The following is a 21,397-nucleotide window of genomic DNA, read 5'->3' as shown; positions in this document are numbered from 1 at the left end:
TTATATTTCAAGCACTTCAGAAATCGCTGTAAACCGATATGTTGGCACATTCGTGCAACTGGTTGCAGCGATAGGAATAGGGCGGGAGCGTGGGGTGGCACTGACTTTCAACATGGTGCTGAAGAACGGTGGGCTCGATCCTTTCAACGTGCGCCTCATGCGACACCAGCATGTAGCCGACAGCGGACTGACACCATACGCGCTATGGCGCGATGACAGAGCGGAGTTCGAGCGTTACCAGAGTGCGCAGCGGGCTAACCGGCGCGAATACTTCGCTAGTCGGTATTGGGCCAGTTTCGTGGTGCCTCCTGATGGCAGCACGATGTTCGCCGGAATGTATGAAGTATTCGGTTCGTCGCCCGCGCCCGACGATTGGGTCGATCCGCTCTACCGCCTTTCGCGCCTTCAGATGAACCTTGAACTTGACCTCTATGAGTGCTCGCGGCTGCCCGCTTTTGACCCATTCATCGGATGTTTGAAGGTGGAGTGGGGGCCGGGAGCCCGCTCGTGGGCGCAGCGAGCCGACAGCAACACGGGCGACAAGCCGATTGTTGAACTCACACAGACCTTTCGGGAGCCGGACTTTCCCGGCTTTACGCATTTTGTTGAAAATCTTGCCAGCCTTCCGAGCCTGCCTCCATCATGGGTTGCCACATTATCGGCGAGCAGGGGCGTTTATCTACTGACATGCCCCCGAACCCGAGAACAATATGTTGGTGCTGCGCATGGCTTCGAAGGGTTTTGGGGACGCTGGCAGAGCTATATCGCGACAGGGCATGGCGGTAACGTCGGCCTCAAGAGCCGCGATCCATCGGATTATCAGGTCAGCATCTTAGAGGTGGCCGGTTCAGCCGCGACGGTCGAGCAGATCATCGCGATGGAGCAACTATGGAAGCGCAAGCTCCAAAGCAGAGAAATGGGTCTGAACAAAAATTAGGTTTCCTAAGCTCGCTGCCTTGTCCGGACCATTGCCAAGAACGCTCGCATATCCATGAGCCATGCCCGTTGCGTATTTCGGTATGTCTCATGAAGCCCCCTCGGGACGACTAATTGCAAGGATTTGGCTCGCATCTCGTCAGTCTGATTTTCCGAGAGGCCCGGAGAAAGGGTGGCAAGGTGTTTTACCGGGATGCGTTCCGCCTCGGATAGCACCTGTCGCCAACGATCTTTTAGCGTGGATTTTGATCCCAGCATGGTCAGCAACTCAACCGGAAAGCTCGGGTCGCGGTATTGATCTTGACCCGGAAAGAGAAAATCCGGCTTATTCTTGTTTTCGGTTTCCGCTCCACGAGCATATCGAACGTCATGGGCTAAAAATATCGCTTCAAGATGGTTCTCAAGGGCCAAGCCAACGCGCGCCTTCCGAGTGTTCTGAACCGAGAGAGAGAACTTCAGGAAGCCATCGACATCTGCTCCATCTGGCCCAGCGAACCCGTTCGCGATCCGGTCGGCCACGATACGTCGTTCAAGCCGACGAAACATTAATTCCTCGCGTTCCATCCAAGATAGCAAGACTTCATCAGGGTCATCTTGCGCACTGATCTCGGGCAGGGAGGTTCGCGCGAGTTCAGAAAAAACCCGAGTTTTGGGGAACTTCAGCCCAAACCGCTCAATGAGACTGTCTAATAGGTCGGCCTCTGGTTCAGCAGCCTCGATGCCAAGCTCATCCAGAATAAACCGTGCTGCGAAGTCCACTTCGCCACCGCTGTCGCGGGTGATCTCCCTCTGCTCAAAAGCGAGAGAGGGTTGTTCCGATAAACCGAAAAGCCAAACAAGCTGACTTTGAATATCAGTGCCATCGGGCGTGACAATAAAGAGGATGTGGTCATCAGGGCGGCGAGCAACGAATAGACTGTCACCCGGCTCCATCAATTCCGTTACCGGATTGCCCTGATAATATAGACGCCACTCCGCTGATCTCGTCGGATCGTTGGCACGGCTATCATACCACGAAAGCCTGCCTTCCTCCGATAGCGCCTCCTGCTCCCCTCCTAGCCAAACATAGGTGGCGTGAAAGCGAGTGTCCGGCCCGCTTCGCGGCGCGCTGCGCGTGGTGTCTCCTAAAATCCGACGCAGCACCTTTGAACCAGTCACTTCATGCTGATTGGATTGCGCGGTGATAGTGTCAACGACGGCAAGCCGCTTCGCTGCCACTGCCGCGAAATGATCAGAAAGGTAGCCCCTACGCACCCCCTACTCCCCTGCGATTTCAAGCCCTGCTGCTTCATTACAAAGCCAATCCGCACATGTCCTCAAAACGTCATCGAAAGGCAATCTTGTCCGGCCTTTCAGGGCACATTCCCACACCACACCAACGCGCCAACCCAAATCAGCGAGCGCAGACATTGTCCGCGCATCCACTAATCGGTTGCGCTCGATCTTCATTTGCCAAAACTCCTGCCTGGTCGAAGGCAGCTTGAATAAGTGGCAGTCGTGACCATGCCAGAAACAGCCGTGGGCTAGAAGGACAGCGTTGTAGCGCGGAAATACAATGTCAGGCTTACCGGGCAACTCCGGCGCATGTAGACGGAAGCGGAAACCTAGTCTGTGCAGCCCCTTTCGTAGGAGAAGCTCCGGTTTCGTATTACGCCCCCGGATACCAGACATCATGCGGCTGCGCACGTCAGCCGATACGATGTCAGCCATTCGCCACCATGCGCTGTCGCGGCGGCGGTGAGATCAGCGGAATATCGCCCGGCGTTCTGATTGGTGTGTCAGCGTCGAGGGCCTGCCGCAGGTGCGGTTCCATTGCTTCGGCAATGAACTCAACGACCGGCACCACCACAGCATTGCCGAATTGGCGGTAGGCTTGCGTATCTGAAACCTCGATCCGCCAGCGCCGATCATCACGATCAAAGCCCATAAGGCGGGCACATTCCAGCGGGGTCAGACGGCGCGGGCGCTTGCCCGGCTGATCGACCAGAACTTCTGATCCGTCTTTGTAATAACGGGCCGACAAGGTTCGTGTGACGTCATCGGGGCCAAACAGACTATATCCAAATCCATTACCCTTGGCTTCATGCTTCGCCCGATAATCCTGCAAATACTGCCACAGGCGAGGGGTCAGAGTGTATTTTGGGTCCACTTCATCATGCGGTTGGAGGATGCTGCCTAATTTCGGGCCGCTCGACTTTGAAGGAAGTTCGATCTTGTCGAGATCAAACTCCGTATCGTCGCGAAAACCGACGATGAATACCCGCTCGCGCTTCTGCGGCACCCATGGCTCCGAGCTTATGACACGAGCCTGCACCCGGCTGTAGCCGAGTTCATTTTTCAGAACATTCATGATGGTGGCGAAGGTGCGCCCCTTGTCGTGACTTTCTAGGTTTTTGACGTTTTCCAGCACGAAAGCTGCCGGACGGTGATGGGCAATGATCTGCGCCGCATCAAAAAAGAGCGTGCCTTGGGTATCGCAAAGAAAACCATGCGGCTTGCCGAGAGCGTTCTTCTTGGAGACCCCGGCTATCGAAAAGGGCTGACAAGGAAACCCTGCCAAGAGAATATCGAACTCTGGTATCTTGTCAGGGGCGCTGGAAAACTCCCGGATGTCACCTCCAAGGGGATGGTTGTCCCTGAAGTTCAGAGCGTAGGTTTTACGCGCGTGCTCATCCCACTCCGACGTAAAAACACAATGCCCGCCAATCCTCTCGAAGCCGAGACGAAGTCCGCCAATCCCTGCAAAAAGGTCGATAAATCTGAAAGCCCGACGAGTGGTCTCTTTGCTCGCCCCGTTTGCGGCAGACCGCAGAACGCTTAATGCCAGACCATTGGGCCGACTTGCACCGCTCGCATACCGATAGGTTGTTCGCTCTGATACTTGAAGCAACGCAGCCGCTTGCTCTAACGTCAAACCCGCCTGATCGCAGAGAAGTTGAAACTCGTTTGGCTTGTTGACGACGCGCATGGCCGCTCCTCATCTCTGTGTCGATTTTTGACACTATGACGACGTGCATCCCGCCGATCAAGCATTTGTTCGCAGAATGTTCCGTTTTTTTGCACAGCCCCTATGCAGGAGAAGGTGATAAGTAGCGAACAGTTACACCTGCATGTCTAAGCATGTGCAGGGCTGCACGTTGAGAAACTACCCAGCGATCTTCGCCTGCAAATCCACTCGGAAAAACCGCCCTAGCGATACCGGCCCAAAGCATTGCTCGGGCACAGTCGCTGCACGGAAAGCGGGTGCCGTAAAGTGTCGCCCCTGAAAGGTCGATGCCCTTTTGGAGAGCTTGGTAGATTGCGGCGCGCTCCGCATGTTCTATCACGTGGTATCTTTCTTCATCGCTGATACCGCGCATGTCATGGCGGAAGCGGGCAGCCAGCGCCGGGGGCAAGACGTTAGCGGATCGCGCAAGCTCGACTTCTCCCTTCGCGATAACGACACCCACGCCCGATTGTGGGAAAGCCTTCGCTTTCGGGTCGTCGGTTTGTGACCTCGCACCTAACGCTTCCGCTAAGTAATGAAGGTCAGCTTCGGTTTGATTGCGGAACGTGACTATGATTTACCCTCCTGAACGGGAGGATCGTGCAATGGTGCTTAGTGGGCAAGAGATCAAGGCGAAGGGGATTGTCAAAGGAGACGTATCCAAGGGATGGCGTCCCTCGACATACGACGCCACTGTCGGATGTATCATTAAAGAGGGCGTGGAGATCGAGGGTGGAACCTATCGGCTTCCTCCGCGCGGTATCGTGTGGGTAGTCTCCGCAGAGACTTTCAGTCTGCCTGACGATGTTACCGGCCTAGCGACCTTGATGACGCGCTGGACCCATGAAGGGGTGCTGGCGCTGAATGTTGGTATTGTCGATCCCGGTTGGCGCGGCCCGTTGTCAGCGGCACTGGTGAACTTCGGGAACTCCGATTTCCCGATTAAAACCGGGGAGCCATTCTTCAGGCTCCTATTCCACCCCCATGTGGCCTCGGGGAGCAATGCCGTCGAGAAGGAGAGCGATCAATATAAGAAAGAGACCTTGGTCCGCTCTCGACTGTTTTCATCGACCTTTCTCAACATGGAGAGCTTGGCTTCGGAGGTCTCTGACAAAGTATTGCAAATGCCGCGTTGGGCTCTCCGCCTAACCATTTGGGGTCTCATCTTGGCGATGCTGGCGATTTTTGCTCCAATAGCATACGGTGTCTGGACCGACTTCGCCGGAAGTAGAGCCGAGTTAGAGCAGCTTGAGAAGCGGATAGCCGATTTAGAGGCTGGATTGGGAGCGGCGGAAAGCACGACCCTCGGCACTACGCCCGAAGATGTTCAAGACGTTGATCGGGCGGCTCCTGCGCCAGATGCCACTAGCGGGCCTTCGGGCTGATGCTGTGTGTCGATGAAGCGGCTTCGCTGCGAAGCGGGCACAGATCATGACATTTGGTTCACATGAAGCGTATCGAGATTTCGACCGCTCGGTTCGTCAGACGTATCGTTTTGCTCGAACGCAGGAGCAAACCGACTTTCTAGATGAGGTTTCCCGAACAAGCTGCAATCGCGTCAGGCGGCTTCAGGAGGGGTTACACCTATATCGGGCCCAACTCGGTTTTAGATGGCGAAAGGAGGAGATCGCGCCGGGTGTATTCGACGAGTTCCCGAGCGCGTATGCCGAAGATAGGATGTTCCCGGACGCTGCGTGGGTGGGCGATGGCCGCGTAAACGCAAGGGGCATCGCCTGCCTCTATCTGTCCACTAAGGAGGTAACGGCGGCACTCGAAGTTCGCCCGCTAATTGGTTCGCACGTGTCAATCGGCGTTTTCCGGATCAAGCGCGATCTACAAATCGTAGACTGCTCCGAAAAACTAATTCAACCCTTTGCGCGCTTAACGCAAAATGCTTGGTCTGACGAGGACATTGAGCGTCAGGTTTGGACTGACATCAACAATGCGTTTTCCGCTCCCGTCGAACGCAGTGACGCCGGTCTGACGTATGTTCCAACGCAGGTCATCGCGGAGACGCTTCGTCTTAAAGGCTACGATGGGGTCGCCTACAAGAGCGGATATGGAGAGGATGGTTTCAACGTTGCTCTGTTCGACACCACAGCAGCCGAACTCAAGATGTGTGGATTGCACACGGTTGCCAAAATGACGGTTGAGTTGAGCATGGCCGATAATCCCTATTATGTCACAGAGGAAGGAACCTTCCGAAACAAGATCACTGCGGTCTATCCTGCGCCAGAGAGTGAGCGGAGCGACGGCGACCACACGGATTAGCGACGGTCTCAAAAGCTCCTGCCCATGTGGCACATCCTCGGGACAGCGCGCCGGTGTCCCACTGAAATGGGTAATGGGCCAGTGAGACGGTGTCCCGCAGGGCCATAAAGCCTAGCGAGAACTGCAACGGGTTGCACGAGACCGCTTTGTCAGTCCAGCAACGCTCCGGGCTTCACTCGCAGCGCCTTGGCAATCCGGTCCACCACCTCGATGGTGGGATTGCGAGCCCCCCGCTCGATGTCGCTGATGTATGTGCGGTGGATACCTGCGTGATCGGCAAAGGCTTCCTGCGACCAGCCCGCTTCCTTACGGAGCCTTGCCACGTTTCGGGCTAGTCGCTGCCTGATGTCCGTCATCGGGAAGCATAGGGACCAGATGTGACTGATCGGTCCACCGACGATGAGTGACAATCACTGATCTATTGTCACTTATCGTCTACACCTGTTCTTCACTACCGTCGCGTAGCTTCCAGCGGAAATGTCGCGCAGGGAGTTCCGAAGTGCCAAATGAAATCGTGGGATGGTTGTTTCTGCTTATATGCGCGGCAGTCCCGGCTGGGCTTACGACCTATGTCGTGCTTCGCTTCCAGCGTTGGCAGAAGTGCAAGCCCGACCGGATAGGAGGCCTGATCGCAACTATACCGGACTTCGAGCCAGTCCTGCGGTTCGATCAGGCGGACAAGTATGCGAGCCTCGCGATGGACCCGGATACTAATCAGTTCGCGGTGATCCTTGTGAGCGGTTCCTATCGGGTGTTCCATTTCAGCCAGCTTGTCGCAGTCGAAATCGAGCGCGATGGCACCAAGCTAGAACTTACCAATCGCGGGAGCCAGTTGATGGGCGCAGCCGTGGGAGGCGCGCTATTGGGTCCGGTCGGCCTGCTATTGGGAGGGCTCTCCGGGTCCAAGAGGCATGAGCAGACGGTCAAGAACATCGCTCTGAAGATATTCACCAACGATCTACACGAGCCCGTCATCCGTGTGACGTTCTTCAACCATCTTGCCGGATGCAAACCCAATACCCCGGAAGTGAGAATGGCAGTAGCCACGCTTGAACAGTGGTATGGCAGGTTCCGGACAATCCTCGCTGCCCAAAGCGAGCCCTTCCAGCCGCAACCTTATACCGATGAGCCACGCGCACCGGGACGTGGGCGGGGACTGCTATCGAGCGGCGCTTGACCGTCTGCACCCGCGCCCAAGATCAGCAAGATTTTTGGTCAATAATCCAGTCTTTTCCGTGACTTAGGCGGGTCGTGCTGGTAGCCTTTCCTTCGAACAAACGAGGGAAATCAGATGCTTGTTGGCTATGCGCGCGTCTCCACCGCCGACCAGTGCGCCGGGCTTGAAGCCCAAGAACGCGAACTCCGTGCAACGGGTTGCACAAGACTGTTCACGGAGCGAGTGTCGTCGGTCGCGGAACGAAACGAGCTTGCGGCTTGTCTCGACTTCGTGCGTGACGGCGACACCCTAGTCGTGATGCGGCTCGACCGCCTAGCGCGGTCAACTGCCGACCTCCTTGCGATAATCGAGACACTTGAAGGCAAGGGCGTTGCCCTTCGCATCCTAGATTTCGGCGGTCAGGCGGTGGATACCAAATCGCCCGCTGGCCGCTTGGTCGTCACGATGTTCGGCGCGGTTGCGCAGTTCGAGCGAGAATTGGCAATGGTCAGACAGCGCGAGGGCATCGCGAAGGCCAAGTCGCTCGGCAAATACCGTGGCCGGGCACCGACAGCGCGCCGTCTGGCACCGCAGGTGCACGATCTGCACGCCACCGGGGTGCGGGCTTGCGAGATCGCTTCCCGGCTTCAGATTAGCCGTAGCTCGGTTTATCGAATACTGTCTGACGGCCAAGCCGCGTGAGCGACGCCGTTCCGGCTTTGTTTGCCGACATCACTGCCATGCTCGAAGATATGCACACCGTCGCCATCGAAGGGCAGAGCAATGACAATTCCCCGGACATGCAGTGTGCACTCATGTGCCAGCTTCGCATTGGGATCACCTCGCTGAATGGCTTGCTCGGCAACGTTCGGAAGCGTTTGGACTTTGCTTGTGACTAGCAACTCGGCGCGGCCATGGGAGACGCCATACAACGGTTGGTCTTGGGCGGAGCGGTGCGCCGTGACGCGTGTGCAGAACGCACTATTCCGCTCCGGTCAAATTGCACGGCCCACGGTCTGTTCGATCTGTGGCTTCAGCGACCCGGCCCGGCTCCGGACCAGCGGATACATATTCGCGCACCTTGAGCGATACGACCGCCCCGCTGAACTCTTTCCAGCTTGCAAGAAATGCCATGCGGCTCTCCATGCGCGCTTTCGTGACCCGCAGCGGTGGCTATGGCGCTTGCAGAGCGTTGAACTGCGTTCCGAGTGGCCCACGCTGCTCTCGCTCGATCCTGTGTCTCAATCGCGGCTATTCCGGCTCACCTACCCGGATGGATTGCCGATCCCCGCCGCGCCTCCATGTCGCCAATCGGAATTGGGGCTCTAGCAACGTCGATGGCGCAAACCGGACTTTAACGAGGCTGTCTCTACAGAGGTAACGAAAAACCCTGTGAGGCTGTCATATCAAGAACCGGGACCATACCTGACACGTCGTTCGTGCGAGCCCCGCAGCGTGGCCGCAATGGATTGCGCGCGTTCTATCCGGACCTTCGTCCCGCCCTTCCAGAAGTCGGCATCGACAGGATTTCGCTTACGGTGCGTGGACACTGGCGCTCATCAGCGGCAGCACTAGATGATCTTACGCCAGAGGGATATTTCGAGCTACTCGCCCCTCCATTTCAGCCCCATTGGTTTAAGTTCGAGCAGACGTCGGAGCGCATCCTGATCGCCACTCTGGCTAACGCGGCGACGACACTTGGTAAGGTCCATCTTTCGATCAAGAAACAGGGAGGCCAAGGAGCGATCCGGTTTAACCTCACAGGTGGTAATGTCGTCAGGACACTCCATCACCTTCTCATCCGCTACGCATCGTTGGGTGAGGCGTTCGGTTCGCATATTGCGGAAATTGATCCAGTGGCGTTTTTCTCTCGGGCCGATGAAGCCGTGCCGCGTGCATTGGGAGATACCGATAACTGGATCAGCAATCTTCGTTCCGCCCACGAGTGTCTAGGATCGGACCCCTTCGCAGCTTTCCTTCCGTTATACGTGAACCAGTTGAAACGGATGGTAGCGTGGATATGCCTCCCCGCGCCAACTGCGAGCTTGGCAAGCGACAGCGGTGACGTAATTACCAGCGTTCCTGGCCTAACCTGCCGGTTTGATTGGGAAGGGGTTAGCATCAACGAAGCGGAAGCCTTCTTCGAGCGCCGCCACACCAACGCACTTGGAGCGGTTCGATTGCTCGGGTCTGCGACATTGGCCGATTTCGACAATGCGGAAGTATGGCGCTACATTACCAATAGCAGCATGTGGACGGAGCGCGGCAATGACAATCTCTCGGTCGGGTTCGTTCTCAATGAGAGATACCGGATAGCGATCTATGCCAAGTCACCTTCTCGCATCAGGTTCGAGATGCGACGCAAAGGGCCGGGCGCTAAGGCTCCTGAAGGCCCGGAAACGCGATTGCTTCGGGTTCTCGAAATGGAGCGGCAGCACCTTGCGGACTACTATGGATGGCCGGTTATCGGCTCATTGCTGGATGAGCATCCCGCACCACAGATGAGCGACCTAGTGTCGCTCTGCAACGCGGTGCATCAGATCAGCGTCCAGCACTCCTTGCAATTCCACACGCTTCTCAATGTTCTGCTGACCGATGGAGGCATCCGCACCAACACGGCCTTTGGCTGGTCAGACGAGGTCATTGCTGACCTGTGCTCGGCGGGGATCGTCCAACGGACGACACTTCGCAGACAGGATCACCGGCGTCCGAACAAGCGATATGCACTTCGTCCGGAGTATCGCGGTATGGTCCATCTGGTCACGCGCAGCCTGATAGAAGGCCGTGGGTTGGTCCCCGAGCGTTCATGATCTGACGAGGGATTGCCCATGTGGCCGGGGCAGCTATGCGATCTTTGCGCCAACCGGCTACAGCCAAGCACTGCTTACTCGCTAAGGGCAGTTTACGGCAGTTAGGCGCATTAGTGAGAACTCAATAGCGAACTGCCGATTGACAAAAAATACAGAACTGTTCGTGACCGTTATTCATGAAGTGATGTCTAGATTTTTAACCAAATAGGCTTGCAACGAGTTGCACTCAAAACTTGTTGTCAAGCGGTATAATCTGCTTAATGTGCATGATCGTCTAAAATTGAGGCGATCATGCGAATAATACCTGTTCCTTCTAGTAATGAGCCCATTGATCCGCCACGGCGAACTCGCAGTATTCGACCGGAGCGGTTCATCGAGCAAGTAGCTGACGGTGGTCGGGCAGTAGCGCCGCGCCGTAAATCGACATTCCGCATGGCGGATATCTCCCGCGCCATTAGAGCAGCACAGAAGTGCGGCGCGGTAGTCGAGGGAGTGGACATTCGAGCCAATGGTGAAATTAGCCTGACGTTGGCGACCGGCGAACCCAAGGGGGCTGGTGCGGTCCCTACGCCGTTCGACGAATGGGAGGATCGCCTGTGAGTTCCGGCGTCCATTTCGTTCGGAAGTCCTTGGCGTCCGGAACAGCTTGGTATGTCTATGCGTGGCGGGGCGGGCCTCAAATCCTGCGCGCAAAGGGGCCTCGTAAGCCCATACTGACCCCGGCTGATTGGGTTCGCGTGGCCGAGGCGCGCAGAGCACTGGAAGAAACCCCTCGCGATGACGTTGGCAGTGTCATTACTGCCTTTCGACAGTCCGCATACTGGAAGGAACTGGCCGTCAGCACCCAGCGCACTTGGGGGCAGGCATTGGAGAGGGTGGAAGGCAAATGGGGCAAAGCGCCGCTTGCGATCTTCAATGACGCCCGGATGAAGGCGAAGATCGTAGCGTGGCGAAATACCATGAGCGCCACGCCGCGCACTGCCGACATCAGCGTTTCTGTTCTCTCCCGCTTTCTAGAATGGGCTACGCTCGAAGGAAGGATAATCCTAAATCCGGCTCACGGCATCCCAACGCTCTATCGGGCCGAGAGCCGAGCACCCGTGGTCTGGCTGCCGGAGGACATTGAGGCGCTCAAGGCAGAGGCCCAACAAGCACTGAAAGATGCAATAGACCTTGCGGCAATGACTGGCCTGCGTAGGGCGGACCTTGTCGCCTTGCGGTGGCATGAGATCAATGACCTCGCGATCCAGAGGACAGCCTCCAAGCGTTCCCGGCGCAAGCGTTATCGGGTCACCATTCCCCGACTTCCCGAGTTGGATGGCCTTCTCAATGATTTGCGGCAAAGGCCACGGCGGGAGGGCGTTGAGACCGTGCTAGTCACAAGCCAAGGGAAAGCATGGACTGGCGATGGGCTCAATTCGAGCTTCCACGAAGCCCGCAAGAAGGCGAACGGCGGCACCGGCATTTGGCATACCGAAAGAGACCCGGTCACGGGCGAGGAGCGGAGGACACAGAAGCGGCTCCACGATCTACGGGGGACTTTCGCAACCAAGATCATGACACATCCGACCGCAATGCTCTCCAATCGAGAAATAGCAGACCTCATGGGATGGTCGCCAGAACAGGTCGATGAAATCCGCAAAAGATACGTTGACGATAGTGCCATCGTGGTGTCAATCAGCCGTCGCTTGCAGGGCGAGGTGTAAACCAAAGTGTAAACTGACGGAGCACCCCCTGTCTAAGCTATTGAAATGCGGGTGTAGCTCAATGGTAGAGCAGCAGCTTCCCAAGCTGACGACGAGGGTTCGATTCCCTTCACCCGCTCCATCTACATCTCCGCGTATCAGCGTTGCGACAGCTGCCAGTCATAGAGGGATGAGGCCGCAGCAAGGCGCTGGCCGGTCGCCTCGACGTAGGGTGCGGGATCGTATTCCAGGATCAGCGGCCGGTTCCCGTGCAGGCCGACGATGCGGGCTTCGGGGCCGCCGCTGTTCTCGGTGATGATAACCGGTTCGCCCGGTTGCGCCCCACTCTCCACCTCGACATCGAGATTCCAGACGGTGTTGTAGCGACCGTGGCCCGGCTGCCAGTAACCCGCGCCGCCTGCCTTGAAGAGGTCGTAAGTCGCGCGACCGTCGCTCTCGTCCGGTCGCGGCCGGACATGCACGGTCAGCGCATCGTACAGGTTCTGGTGGTTCGCACCGGCATGCTGGTCCAGCGTCGGCTGTTCCCAACCGGTGCTGCGATGGTAGACCGAACGGGTCGACTGGGTATTGAAACTGAAGGTGTGTTCGGTCGGGTTGCGTACCTCGTTTCCGGTCACCAGCACGTTGTGCACATTGCCCATATGGACACCGTAATGGGCCTTGTGGTCGCCGGTGGTCACGACGTCCGCGATGGTGACGTTGGCCAGATCGTCGGTCAGGATGCCGCTATCGGCATTGACGATCCGGACGTTGCTTATCCACCCGTCGTGAACGCCGGTGAAGTAGATGCCGTTATAGCCGGCTTCGTTGTGATGCCCGAAATAGGGATTTTCGGGAAATACCATCGCCAAATCCTGGATACCGACTTCCGAAAGGTGATCCCAGCGAGCGAAGTAGGCGGGTAGGTCGGAGTCGATATCGTGCAACAGCGGATCGGCGATGGTGGCGCGGTCGCCCTCGATCGATTCGATCCGGGTGGCCTGGCGCACAAGCGGGCGATCGGGAAGCGTCCAGTGACGGTCGCCGATTTCGAGATCGGAGTCGCCGTACAGTTCGGTTATCAGAGGGCCGTCCTCCCCGGCACGGTTGTGCCAGTGAATCTGGACCACGTCGCCCGCGGCCAGGGAGCCGGGATCGCCCAGCCTCACCTCGCGCGTGCCGCGCGTGCCGGAACGGATCGTGGCGACGGTTTCGATCGGACGGTCGTAACTCTCCAGATAGGTTGCGTGACGCCCACCCGGATAGCGCGTCCAGATGAAGCCGCCGCTCCAGCTCCATTCGGAGAACAGGGTGTCGAGGTTGATGTCCTCGTCGCGCTGGCGCTTGTCGTACTGGGCAAGGTATTCGCGCAGTTCGTCCAGCGCGCCGCCGTCGTCGGCCTGGTCGAGCGGGCGGGGCATGTAAAGCTGCGTACCGCCCTGGCCGCTGCCCATGCCGGCAAGGACGATGCCGTTGCGCTCGATCCACAGAATCTCGGTCAGCACGTAGCGACCCGCGCCGAACTGCACGCGCACCGGCCCGTCCATTTCGTGTGCTGCGGCAAGGGCGGCCTTTATCGCCTTGCTGTCGTCGCGCCCGTCATCCGGAATCGCGCCGTAATCACCGACGTCGATGACCGCATTCACCGCGGGAATCGCCTTCAGACCGTAGCCGTAGCCCGCGTAGGAAAAGTCGGGGAGGTATGGCGCATCGCCCACTGCGGCGTGCGATAGGATTTCGGGCAGCGTATCCCTGACCTGTTGCGCGAACGCGACGCCCGGCATCGTCAGAACGAACGCGCCGGCCAAAACTATCCTTCGTTTCAAAGCCTTTACGGCCATCGCAACCCCTCCGAATTTTTCTCTCACAAATCTATTGACGAGAAATGGCACCGGTGTCAACGTATTGGGTAACCGGTGTCAAGAATGGCGCCACGGGCCGACCCGGATCGGCTAGAAAATACATCGAGGGAGGAACCATGCGTCACATCACCGATCGTTTCGCCGTGCCATCCGTGCGCACGTTCAGGGCCGGACTGCTCGCTTCGGCCATGCTGCTGGGTCAGGCGGGCATCGCCCATGCCCAGGCCGTCCCCCCCGACGAGGACGCGGACGCGATGGAAGAATCGCAGACCGGCGACAACACCATCATCGTCACCGGAGAGATCGCCCGCACCATCGAGAATTCGCTGGAAACGAAACGCCAGCTCGATGTGATCGGCGACGCCATCGTGGGCGAGGATGTGGGCGATCTGCCCGACCTTTCGGTGGCGGAAACGCTGGAGCGCATCGTCGGTGTCACCTCCGACCGGTTCAAGGGCGGGGCATCGGAACTGTCCGTGCGCGGCCTTGGTGCCTTTCTCGGTTCTTCTGTCCTGAACGGACGCGAAGTGACCTCGGGCAGCGACGGGCGCGACGTGAATTACGGACAGTTCCCTTCCGAACTCATCAACGGGGCCATCGTCTACAAGTCGCAGCAGGCCAGCTTCATCGAGGGCGGCGTGTCGGGTATCATCGAGCTGCAGACGCTGCGACCGCTCGATTACGGCAAGGGGAGATTGCAGGTCCAGGCTCTCCTGGGGTATTCCGATTACGAGGATCGCGTGGTCGACGGCGATCCGCTCAGCCAGCGCCTGACCGCATCCTACGTCGATCAGTTCGTGACCGGGGCAGGGGATATCGGTGTCGCCATCGGTTGGCAGATTCGCCGCGATACCGCTCCGGAAGACATCTACACCAGCAGTTCGACCTACTCGGTGTGCAACACCGACTATTCGATCGACGGTGGCTCGAACTGCGACTTCGTGCCCGACGGTTCGGCATCCCAGCAATATTTCGTCTCCAACCAGTATATCTACCGCGCGCTGGAAACGCAGTCCGATCGCGACGCGCTGATGGGGGCGATCCAGTGGGAGCCGACGCCCTCCCTCGATATCAATATCGACGGACAGTATTCCTATCGCGACGACAGCGAGGATCGGCAGAACCTCATCATCTCGGACGGACGCCGCCGGATCAGCCCCATCGACATCAGCGAGAGCGGCGCGCTGCTCAATTATACGGGCGAGACGCGGGTCGAGCTCAATCCCTTCCGCCAGGACCAGACCGAAGAATATGTCGGCCTCGGCGCGAACGTCGAGTGGACGGGGGACCGCCTGACGCTCGCCGCTGATGCCGGCTATTCGCAGACCCAGCGTCGTCGCGACGAGCTCGACATGCGCATCCGCACCGACGACCGCGTGACCTTCCAGCTCGATTTCCGTGACGTCGAAATTCCCGCGCTCACCTTCCTCGATACCAGCCGTGTGGAAAGTGATGTGGGCGCGCCGTTCGACCTCAACAATTACGACCAGTACACGAACGCGCTGCGCGTGCGCCGGCGGCAGGAGAATGTCGATGACGACATCCTCGCCTTCCGCCTGGATGGCCGCTACGATTTCGATGGTGCCCTGTCTTCGATCGAAGCCGGCGTAAGGTATGCCGACCGGCACCGCGTGCGCGACGACGGCATCGACCGAAGCAGCGACGATTCGACCGATCCGATCATGCTGGTCGGCGACATCTTCTCGCCCGACGCGGTCGATGCGCGCATGCCGTTCCCGGTGAAGGATTTCTACGCCGGCGCGGATACCCCGATGCAGGGCCTGACCTTTGCCAGCTGGGATCCGCAGCGACTGTTCCTGGCGCTTACGGGCGATCCCGATGCGGGGCTGCCCATCGGCTCCACCCTGTCGACCGACGATACCGACGTGACGGAGGAAACGTGGGCGGGATACGTCCAGGCGAACTTCGACACGCGCCTGTTCGGGCTGCTGGCCAGCGCCGATGTCGGCGTGCGCGCCGTGCATACCAGCATCACCTCGCTCGGCGTCAGCAGCTCGCTGATAACTTCGCCCGGCACCGATCCCGGCACGATCGACATCGAACCGGTCGGCGATCCTACGGTGAACTCCGAAACCAACGATTTCTGGAACGTGCTGCCGAGCGCCAACCTGTCGCTTGAACTGAATTCCGAGATGCTGCTGCGCTTCGCCGCCTATCGCGCCATCGCCCGGCCCGATCCGGAGGCGATGAGCGCCGCGCTGGCCATCGATAACGAGACTGACGCCGAGAATGTCGGGCAGGCCATCTCCGCGTCCGGCAATCCGTTCCTCGAACCCCTCGAGAGCTGGAACGGCGACGTATCCTTCGAATGGTATGCAGGCGACACCACTTCGCTCGCGGTGGCGGCCTATTACAAGAGCCTGCAGACCGGTTTCCGAACCGATGTCAGCACCATCAGCGTTGACGTCAACGGCACGCCGACCCCCGTCGATATCGCCCGTACGGTCAATTCCGACGACAAGAGCCGCATCATCGGCTTCGAGATCACCGCACAGCACCAGTTCGACATGGGGCTGGGCTTCCAGGTGAGTTACAATTTCGCCGATTCCGACTTCGAGTTTCCCGATCCGACCATCGGGCGCAGCGGAGAGACGCTGGCCGACTTCATCGCGCCCGCCAACATTCCCGGCTATTCGAAGCATTCGGCCAACGCCACGGTGTTCTACGAAGCCGGTCCGTTCAGCGCGCGGATCGCCTACAAGTGGCGGTCGGACTACTTCAAGCCGTTCCGCACGACGTCCAACCGCTTCGCCGGCGATCAGGGCTTCCTCGACGTCTCGACCAGCTACGACCTGCTCGACAACGTCCAGATCCGCTTCCAGGTGCTCAACATCCTCGACGAGCCGAACCTGCTCTATCGACCGACGCGCGACAGCCTGGCGGAATCGGATTTCTCCGGCACGCGCTATTTCATCGGCATCCGCGGGAAGTTCTGACGGAATGCGACAGGGCAGCAAGAATGCGGCGGGCTCTCTGCCGGACGAGCATCGCGCGATCTCGTCCGGTCTGGTCCGGGCAAGGGCGGAGGGTCGTGCCCTGCCCGGACCACCTTCCGGATTGCCGGACACGCTGGAAGCGGCCTATCGTCTGCAGGACCGATCCATAGCCGAATGGCCGGACACGGTCGCCGGATGGAAGGTGGGCGGCGTTCCCGCAGCCTATCGGGAGCGGTTCGACGAACGCTTTCTCGCCGGTCCGATCTTTGCCAGCTCCGTACGGCATGCCCGGCCCGGAGAGCCGACGCAGATGCCCGTGTTCGCCGACGGCTTCGCGGCGATCGAACCAGAATTCGTGATCAGCCTGGGAGCATCTGCGGCCACCGACCGCATGTTCATCGGCGCGGAAATCGCCAGTAGTCCCATTCCCGACATCAACGATTACGGCCCCGTCGCGGTCATCAGCGACTTCGGCAACAATAACGGGCTCCTTCTGGGAAGCGAGATCCCCGAGTGGCGCGACCGCAACGAACCGTTCAGCGTGACCTGCACGATCGACGGGGAGACGGTCGGCACGCGCGTGGTCGATGACTTCCCCGCTGCCGCGCTGGAATCGCTCGCTTTCCTGCGTCGCCTGGCCGAGCGGCGCGGCTATGACCTGCCCGAGGGTACATACGTCTCTACCGGCGCCATCACCGGTGTGCACGAGGCCTTGCCGGGCGCGCGCGGCCGCTGTGATTTCGGGACGCTGGGGGGCTTCGACCTGTTGCTGACGCCTGTGCCGACGACGTGAGCGAAGCGGTTCCCGCGACTTTGCGGCTCGGTCGCCGCGCGGTCCTGGGCGGCATCGCCGCGGGCGGGCTCGCCGGGTGTGCCCGCGTTCTTGGGCACGGCGTGCTGACATCCTCGGACACGCACCCGATCGGCTATCCCACGGTCGAGGGCGTGCGCCGCTTCGGCGAGCTGCTGTATTCTGCGACGGGCGGCCGACTGGACCTGCGCATCTACGCCGGTGGTCAACTGGGTAATGAACGCGACACGCTGGAAATCACCAGTTTCGGCGGGATCGATTTCAACCGGGTCAACCTCGCCCCGCTCAATTCGATCGAGCCGCTCACCATCGTGGCCGCGCTGCCGTTCATCTTCTCGGATACCGCGCACATGCGCCGCGTCGTGGACGGGCCCGTAGGCGACGCAATTCTCGCCTCGCTCGAGCCGCACGGCCTTGTCGGGTTGTGCTTCTACGATTCCGGCGCGCGCAGCTTCTACAACACCCGCCGCCCCATCCATCGGCCCGAAGACATGCGCGGCCTCAAATTGCGGGTACCGGGATCTGATCTCTACATCGCCATGGTCCGTTCGCTCGGCGCCGACGCTGTACCGATGCCGCTCGACGAGGTTTACCAGAGCCTGGCGCAGGGCGTGATCGACGGGGCGGAGAACAACTGGCCCAGTTTCGAGAACGGCCGCCATTTCGAGGTCGCGCGCTTCTACAGCCTGACCCGCCACCTCCTTGCACCCGAAGTCTTCGTCATGTCCAAGGTCAAGTACGACGCTCTGCCTCCCGCGGACAGGCGGGCGGTACGCCTCGCGGCGAAGCAGTCGGTGCCCTACATGCGCCGCTTGTGGGACGCGCAGGTGGAGAAAAGCCGGGCGATCGTGCTCGCCTCGGGCGTCGCGGTGAACGAGGTCGATCCGGCGCCCTTCGCCGAACGGATGACGGCCATGTGGGACGCCTCGCTCACCACGCCGCGTCAGCGCGAACTGGTCGAGCGCATCCTCGCGCAGCGCGAGGTCGCGCGGTGAAGCGGGGGTTCGAGGATCGCGCGGCGGATCTCCTCGCCCGGCTCGGCGCGGCCGGCCTGCTGGCGATGACCGCCGTGATCGGCTGGCAGGTGTTCGGCCGGTTCGTGCTCGATCACAGTCCGTCCTGGTCCGAACAGACCGCGCTGGTGCTGATGATCTGGTACGTCTTTCTGGCGGCCGCTGCCGGCGTGTGGGAGCGGTTCCATATCCGGATCGAGATCCTCGAACAGCGCCTCTCGCCCCGTGGCATGCGCAATCTGCGTATCGCGATCCATGTGCTGATCGCGGGTTTCGGCCTCGTATTCGCGATCTACGGCACCCTGCTGGCGTGGGACGTGCGCGAGCACGTGATCCCCTCGCTCGGGATAAGCCGAGCCTTCGCCTATCTGCCCATACCCTTTGCCGGTCTGCTGATGACGGTGTTCTCCATCGGCCGCATTCGCGTGCGACTGGCCGAAAAGCGAGGGGTGCGCTGATGGAAATCCTCGTCCTGTTCGCCGTGCTGCTGATCCTTCTCGCCATCGGCGTGCCAGTGGCCTTCGCCCTGTTCGGCGCGGCCCTCGCGACATTCGCCGTCGCCGACATTCCGCTGATCGTGGCGGTGCAGCGCATGGCGGCGGGCATCAGCGTCTTCACCCTGATGGCAATTCCCTTCTTCATCTTCGCCGGCGACCTGATGTACCGGGCCGGAATTGCCGAGCGGCTGGTACGGGTGGCCGATGCTGCCTTCGGGCGGGTCCGCGGCGGACTTGGGCTTGTGGACGTCGGCGCCAGCATGATGTTCGGCGCAGTGTCTGGCTCCGCCATCGCGAGCGCGTCGGCCATCGGATCGACCATGGTGCCGCTCATGGACGAGAAGGGATACGATCGCGACTTCTCGGTCAACGTCACCGTGACCGCGGCGATCGTCGGCCTGCTGATCCCGCCCTCGCATAACATGATCATCTACGCCGCGGCATCGGGCATCGGCGTTTCCATCGGCGATCTCTTCCTGGCCGGTATCGTGCCCGGAGTGCTGACCGGCGGGTTGCTGATGCTGACCACCTGGCTGGTGGCCCGCTGGCGCAACCTGCCGCGCGGCACCTTCCCCGGCTGGCGGACCTTCATTCGCGCGGCGATCTACGCCGTCCCCGGCCTGTTCACCGGCGTGCTCATCATGGGTGGCATCCTGTCGGGCATTTTCACGCCCACGGAAAGCAGCGCGGTGGCGGTGATCTACACCATCGTCGTCGGCACCTTCGTCTATCGCAACCTGGGCTGGCGCGGCACCTGGGAGGCGGCACAGAAATCGGTGCGGACCGCGGCGATGGTGCTGTTCATCATCGCCGCCGCGACCGCCTTCGGCTTTGCCCTCGCCCTGCTGGAAGTGCCTGCCGCACTCGCTGGCCTGATCGCGGTCATAACCGACAATCCGATCCTCACCCTGCTCATCATCAACGTCATGCTGCTGGCGCTGGGCACATTCATGGACATGGCCCCGCTGATCGTGATCACCACCCCGATCTTCCTGCCGGTGGCGATGGCGACCGGGGTGGACCCCGTGCATTTCGGGATCATCCTGATGCTCAATCTCGGCATCGGCCTGGTCACGCCGCCGGTCGGTTCGGTCCTGTTCGTCGGATCAGCGGTCGGCAAGGTGCCCCTGTCGCGCATGGTGGCGACGATCTGGCCCTTCTACCTCACGCTGCTGATCTCGCTGGCTCTGGTGACATATCTTCCCGGCCTCTCGCTCTGGCTACCTCACGCGCTGTAGTTTTTACTTCGCACCACTTGGCGATCCGCAAACCGGCCCATAAGGGTAGGGGATGAACGGGGGCAGCAAACCGACGATCAACGATGTCGCGAAGCGCGCGGGCGTGTCGAAAAAGACCGTCAGCCGGGTCATCAACAAGTCCCCGCTGCTGAGCGACGCGACCCGCGAACGGGTGGAAACCGTCATCGCCGACCTCGGCTACGTGCCAAATCCGCAGGCCAGGGCCCTGGCGCTGCGGCGCAATTTCATCATCGCCGTCATTCATGACAATCCCAACGCGCAGTTCCTGGTGAACGTCCAGAAGGGTATCCTCGATGCGCTGGAGAACAGCGAATTCGGCCTGATGGTGCAGCCGGTCGACCGCACCTCGCCGACGATCGAGGACGATCTGCGCGGCTTCTTCGAACGCCAGCGCCCTTACGGCGTCGTGCTGTTGCCGCCGATATCCGAGCGCGACAACATCGCCGAACTGTGCCGCGAGTTCGGCTGCCGGTACGTGCGGATGGGATCCGTCAAGCTCGACGCGGCTGAAAACACCGTCACCTCGAACGACAGGGAGGCGGTGCAAGATGCGGTCTCCTACCTGATCGCCAAGGGCCATTCCCGCATCGCTCTCATCGAGGGGCCGGAAGGCTTCACCTCTCCGCAGGAACGCCGCGCCGGCTTCGAGCAGGCGATGATCGAAGCCGGCCTGGTGGTGGACGAGGCGCTGGTGCGTCCCGGCAGCTACACGTTCGAATCGGGCGTTGCGGCGGCGGAAAGCCTCGTCACGCTGGACCCGCGACCGACCGCGATCTTCGCCTGCAACGACGAGATGGCCATCGGGGCGATGATCGCGGCGAGGCGCAGCGGGCTGCGCATTCCAGAGGACATGTCCATCGTCGGTTTCGACGATACGCCGCTCTCGAGTCATGTCTGGCCGTCGCTGACGACGGTTCGCTGGCCCATCGTCGAAATGGCTTTCGCCGCGGCCCGCAAGCTGATCTGCCCGGAAGACGCCGCGGCGGAAGAACCCTGGCTGCTCCCGTCCACGCTGGTCGAACGCAGCTCGGTCGTCCCTCCTGCCGGAACCTGACGCAGGCGCGATGGTGGAACGCTTGCATTTGCTGATGACACCGGTTACCAAAACGGGGACAGATCGCGATCCGCAGGTCGCGTGCAGACATTGAGAGAGG

21 protein-coding genes and 1 tRNA gene are annotated in these 21,397 nt (G+C 60.1%); 16 read left to right on the top strand and 6 right to left on the bottom strand.

Annotated features, from left to right (window positions below):
* The first annotated feature begins 94 nt into the window (after positions 1 to 94).
* Entirely contained in the window at positions 95 to 937 is an 843-nt protein-coding gene (locus EG799_RS04585; RefSeq protein ID WP_123878969.1) for a GIY-YIG nuclease family protein, read from the top strand.
* 5 nt (positions 938 to 942) lie between these two features.
* Here the strand turns inward: EG799_RS04585 and EG799_RS04580 are convergent, their stop codons facing one another.
* The 4 genes from EG799_RS04580 to EG799_RS14360 form a co-directional block, all read right to left on the bottom strand.
* Positions 943 to 2,190: a type II restriction endonuclease gene (locus EG799_RS04580; protein ID WP_123878967.1), complete on the bottom strand. Its 1,248-nt coding sequence runs from the start codon at positions 2,188 to 2,190 to the stop codon at positions 943 to 945.
* A gap of 3 nt (positions 2,191 to 2,193) precedes the next feature.
* Positions 2,194 to 2,646, bottom strand: coding sequence for a very short patch repair endonuclease (locus EG799_RS04575; protein ID WP_123878965.1), 453 nt, complete (start codon positions 2,644 to 2,646; stop codon positions 2,194 to 2,196).
* Positions 2,639 to 3,904 (bottom strand): DNA (cytosine-5-)-methyltransferase, encoded by a 1,266-nt coding sequence (gene dcm, locus EG799_RS04570; RefSeq protein ID WP_123878963.1) that lies wholly within the window; start codon positions 3,902 to 3,904, stop codon positions 2,639 to 2,641. Before dcm ends, EG799_RS04575 begins: the two co-directional genes overlap by 8 nt.
* Before the next feature lie 100 nt (positions 3,905 to 4,004).
* Positions 4,005 to 4,496: a deaminase gene (locus tag EG799_RS14360; RefSeq protein WP_123882762.1), complete on the bottom strand. Its 492-nt coding sequence runs from the start codon at positions 4,494 to 4,496 to the stop codon at positions 4,005 to 4,007.
* On the opposite strand from EG799_RS14360, the gene EG799_RS04560 reads away from it, so the two are divergent.
* Together EG799_RS04560 and EG799_RS04555 are read left to right on the top strand one after the other, a co-directional pair.
* Entirely contained in the window at positions 4,495 to 5,307 is an 813-nt protein-coding gene (locus EG799_RS04560; RefSeq protein WP_123878961.1) for a dCTP deaminase domain-containing protein, read from the top strand. The two genes, EG799_RS14360 and EG799_RS04560, sit on opposite strands and share 2 nt — an antisense overlap.
* A 46-nt stretch (positions 5,308 to 5,353) precedes the next feature.
* Positions 5,354 to 6,193, top strand: coding sequence for an RES family NAD+ phosphorylase (locus EG799_RS04555; protein ID WP_123878958.1), 840 nt, complete (start codon positions 5,354 to 5,356; stop codon positions 6,191 to 6,193).
* A 149-nt stretch (positions 6,194 to 6,342) separates the two neighbouring features.
* On the opposite strand, the gene EG799_RS04550 is transcribed toward EG799_RS04555, so the two are convergent.
* On the bottom strand, positions 6,343 to 6,549 hold the full coding sequence (locus tag EG799_RS04550; RefSeq protein WP_123878956.1) for a helix-turn-helix domain-containing protein: 207 nt from the start codon (positions 6,547 to 6,549) through the stop codon (positions 6,343 to 6,345).
* 218 nt (positions 6,550 to 6,767) lie between these two features.
* Here EG799_RS04550 and EG799_RS04545 point away from each other — a divergent pair, with 218 nt between their 5' ends.
* The 7 genes from EG799_RS04545 to EG799_RS04520 all read left to right on the top strand — a co-directional run bounded on the left by EG799_RS04545 (position 6,768) and on the right by EG799_RS04520 (position 11,986).
* Entirely contained in the window at positions 6,768 to 7,370 is a 603-nt protein-coding gene (locus tag EG799_RS04545; protein WP_148085430.1) for a hypothetical protein, read from the top strand.
* A 114-nt stretch (positions 7,371 to 7,484) separates the two neighbouring features.
* Positions 7,485 to 8,051: a recombinase family protein gene (locus tag EG799_RS04540; protein ID WP_123878952.1), complete on the top strand. Its 567-nt coding sequence runs from the start codon at positions 7,485 to 7,487 to the stop codon at positions 8,049 to 8,051.
* Positions 8,048 to 8,248, top strand: coding sequence for a hypothetical protein (locus EG799_RS04535; RefSeq protein WP_123878950.1), 201 nt, complete (start codon positions 8,048 to 8,050; stop codon positions 8,246 to 8,248). The genes EG799_RS04540 and EG799_RS04535 overlap by 4 nt, the downstream gene beginning before the upstream one ends.
* A 540-nt stretch (positions 8,249 to 8,788) precedes the next feature.
* The gene (locus EG799_RS04530; RefSeq protein ID WP_123878948.1) at positions 8,789 to 10,159 is read left to right on the top strand and encodes a hypothetical protein; all 1,371 of its coding nucleotides are present in this window, start codon (positions 8,789 to 8,791) and stop codon (positions 10,157 to 10,159) included.
* A 432-nt stretch (positions 10,160 to 10,591) separates the two neighbouring features.
* Complete coding sequence (locus EG799_RS14185) at positions 10,592 to 10,759, top strand: hypothetical protein (RefSeq protein ID WP_234029015.1); 168 nt, start codon at positions 10,592 to 10,594, stop codon at positions 10,757 to 10,759.
* A gap of 137 nt (positions 10,760 to 10,896) precedes the next feature.
* Positions 10,897 to 11,865: a tyrosine-type recombinase/integrase gene (locus EG799_RS04525; RefSeq protein WP_158611018.1), complete on the top strand. Its 969-nt coding sequence runs from the start codon at positions 10,897 to 10,899 to the stop codon at positions 11,863 to 11,865.
* Positions 11,866 to 11,912: 47 nt separating this feature from the next.
* Positions 11,913 to 11,986: transfer RNA gene (locus tag EG799_RS04520), tRNA-Gly, on the top strand.
* A gap of 16 nt (positions 11,987 to 12,002) precedes the next feature.
* Here the strand turns inward: EG799_RS04520 and EG799_RS04515 are convergent.
* Positions 12,003 to 13,652 (bottom strand): glycosyl hydrolase family 28-related protein, encoded by a 1,650-nt coding sequence (locus EG799_RS04515; protein ID WP_158611017.1) that lies wholly within the window; start codon positions 13,650 to 13,652, stop codon positions 12,003 to 12,005.
* 170 nt (positions 13,653 to 13,822) lie between these two features.
* Between EG799_RS04515 and EG799_RS04510 the strand changes: the two genes are divergently transcribed.
* From EG799_RS04510 to EG799_RS04485, 6 genes are read left to right on the top strand one after another with little or no spacing between them, the layout of a single operon-like run.
* Positions 13,823 to 16,663: a TonB-dependent receptor gene (locus EG799_RS04510; protein ID WP_158611016.1), complete on the top strand. Its 2,841-nt coding sequence runs from the start codon at positions 13,823 to 13,825 to the stop codon at positions 16,661 to 16,663.
* 4 nt (positions 16,664 to 16,667) lie between these two features.
* Positions 16,668 to 17,456, top strand: coding sequence for a 2-keto-4-pentenoate hydratase (locus EG799_RS04505; protein ID WP_123878940.1), 789 nt, complete (start codon positions 16,668 to 16,670; stop codon positions 17,454 to 17,456).
* A complete protein-coding gene (locus EG799_RS04500; RefSeq protein ID WP_234029014.1) occupies positions 17,453 to 18,469 on the top strand; it encodes a TRAP transporter substrate-binding protein in 1,017 nt (338 codons plus the stop codon). The genes EG799_RS04505 and EG799_RS04500 overlap by 4 nt, the downstream gene beginning before the upstream one ends.
* Positions 18,466 to 18,945 carry a TRAP transporter small permease gene (locus EG799_RS04495; protein WP_234029013.1) on the top strand — a complete coding sequence of 160 codons (480 nt, stop codon included), beginning with the start codon at positions 18,466 to 18,468 and terminating at the stop codon, positions 18,943 to 18,945. Before EG799_RS04500 ends, EG799_RS04495 begins: the two co-directional genes overlap by 4 nt.
* The gene (locus EG799_RS04490) at positions 18,945 to 20,222 is read left to right on the top strand and encodes a TRAP transporter large permease (protein WP_123878938.1); all 1,278 of its coding nucleotides are present in this window, start codon (positions 18,945 to 18,947) and stop codon (positions 20,220 to 20,222) included. The genes EG799_RS04495 and EG799_RS04490 overlap by 1 nt, the downstream gene beginning before the upstream one ends.
* A 52-nt stretch (positions 20,223 to 20,274) precedes the next feature.
* Positions 20,275 to 21,297: a LacI family DNA-binding transcriptional regulator gene (locus EG799_RS04485; protein ID WP_123878936.1), complete on the top strand. Its 1,023-nt coding sequence runs from the start codon at positions 20,275 to 20,277 to the stop codon at positions 21,295 to 21,297.
* The last annotated feature ends 100 nt before the right edge of the window (positions 21,298 to 21,397 follow it).

It is taken from the genome of Aurantiacibacter spongiae, from assembly GCF_003815535.1.
Classification (GTDB): Bacteria; Pseudomonadota; Alphaproteobacteria; order Sphingomonadales; family Sphingomonadaceae; genus Alteraurantiacibacter; species Alteraurantiacibacter spongiae.
The sequence above is the reverse complement of the archived record's forward strand: the minus strand, read 5'-3'. Positions and strand labels throughout refer to the sequence as shown.